Annotated in this window: 2 protein-coding genes; both read right to left on the bottom strand. The window is 63.7% G+C overall.

The window, feature by feature from the left end; genetic code table 11:
• Window positions 1-366 precede the first annotated feature (366 nt).
• On the bottom strand, window positions 367-1,134 hold the full coding sequence (gene istB / locus A3AG_RS0100085) for an IS21-like element helper ATPase IstB (RefSeq protein WP_232348037.1): 768 nt from the start codon (window positions 1,132-1,134) through the stop codon (window positions 367-369).
• A 17-nt stretch (window positions 1,135-1,151) separates the two neighbouring features.
• Window positions 1,152-1,768, bottom strand: a 617-nt coding sequence (istA, locus tag A3AG_RS0100080; RefSeq protein ID WP_018003643.1) for an IS21 family transposase, incomplete at its 5' end; no start/stop codon positions are given.

Below are 1,768 nucleotides of genomic sequence, written 5' to 3'. Positions count from 1 at the left end.
GCGCATGAATGTGGGATTGGATGGGATCCTCAAAGCAACGCTTCAGCCAGTCGTCGCGCTGACGTCCGCTGGAGGTATTTCAGCGGCCTGCTAAGTTGCCACATTCGGTAAGCTACTGCCTCCTTCGTTGGCACAGGGCTCAAAATTGCTGTGTTACTTGGTCCCACAGCTTGCCGCCGCCAGGCAAGGTGTTGTGATTGTGCTGCGAGCGCAATAGCCAATCCGCCGGGTGGCCCAACTCCCTTGCTTTGACCATCAGCGCCCATGATGTCCGATTCCAGTGAGCTACATAGATGTCAACGCCGATTTAAATTTGACCCACTTTGGCAAGAATCGCCGAAGTAAAACTGACCCACCTGGCTCCCGTCAGCCAGCCGCCTTGGCGGCGGCTCGGCCGTTCGTTTGACCTGCCCGGCGCTTGTCCTTGAGCCGGTAGCTTTCCCCTGTAATCTGCACGATATGGGCGTGATGCAGGAGCCGGTCGAGCATCGCCGCCGTTAGCGTCTGGTCGTCGGCAAAGGCGGTCGCCCATTGCGCAAACGGCAGGTTGCTGGTCAACACCATCGAACCCCGCTCGTAGCGCTTGGCGACGACATTGAAGAACAGGTTCGCCTCTTCCCGCCCGAACGTCAGGTAGCCGATTTCGTCGACCACCAATAACCTGGGTCCCATCACGGCCCGATTGAAGTACTCGCGCAGCCGCCCCTGCTGCCGCGCAGTCGCTAGTTGCATCATCAGGTCAGCCGCCGTCAGGAAGCGGCTCTTGATGCCAGCCTGCGTCGCGCGATAGGCCAGCGCCGTCGCCAGATGTGTCTTGCCGACGCCGGACGGCCCGAGCAGCACAACGTTCTCGGCGCGCTCGATAAACGCCAGGCTGCCCAACTCCTGTATCTGCATGCGCGGTGCGCCGCTGGCGAAGCCGAAGTCGTACTGCTCCAGCGTCCTTACCGACGGCAGTGTCGCCAGCTTGGTCAGCACCTGACGCTTGCGCTCCTCGCGGGCGGCAACCTCGGTGTTGAGCAGCCGCTCCAGGAAGTCGGCCAGACTGGCGTCCTCGGTCGCCACCCGCTGTGCCAGCGACCCCCACTCCAGCGCCACGCGGTCTAGTTTGAGCTGGCCGCACAGGTTGGCAATGCGCTAGTGCTGCAGGTTCATGCCGCCACCTCCAGCAGGCTGTCATACACGGCCAGCGGATGCTGCAGGCTCTCGCGCGGGATGGGGCGCATGGGCCTGCGTACAGGCAGCGGTCTGCCCGCCTGCGGTAGCGGCAGCAAGGCCTCTTGCTCGACGGCAAGGCGCACCACGGGGCGCTCGCCAGTGGTGGCATGAACCCGTATGTTGGCCACCTCCGTCAGCCAGCGGCCAATGTACTGGTTGGCGGCCTCGACATCCAGCTTCAGCCCGGCTTGTTTGAGCGTGGCGGCCAGCGGCACGACAAAGCTCTCCTTGAGATAGCGATTGAAGCGCTCGACCTTGCCCTTGGTCTTGGCGCGATAGGGACGGCATACCTTCAGTTCGAAGCCATACCGCTCGGCCTGCGCCAACAGTTCCCGGTCCCAGCGATGGCGGCCATCGCCGTGCGCGTCGCGCTCGACGACCACCGACTTGGCGTTGTCGAACAGGATGTGCTCGGGCACGCCGCCGAAGAAAGCCAGCGCCTCTTCCAGACAGGTGCATAGCGTGGCGGTGTCCTCGCCGGCCGTGAAACGCACGAAGCTCGCGCGGCTGTAGCCCAGCGTCGCCACCAGTGCCAGCAGTGGCTCGCGCC

The sequence above is a fragment of the Cupriavidus neocaledonicus genome (assembly GCF_000372525.1).
Lineage (GTDB): Bacteria > Pseudomonadota > Gammaproteobacteria > Burkholderiales > Burkholderiaceae > Cupriavidus > Cupriavidus neocaledonicus.
The sequence above is the reverse complement of the archived record's forward strand: the minus strand, read 5'-3'. Positions and strand labels throughout refer to the sequence as shown.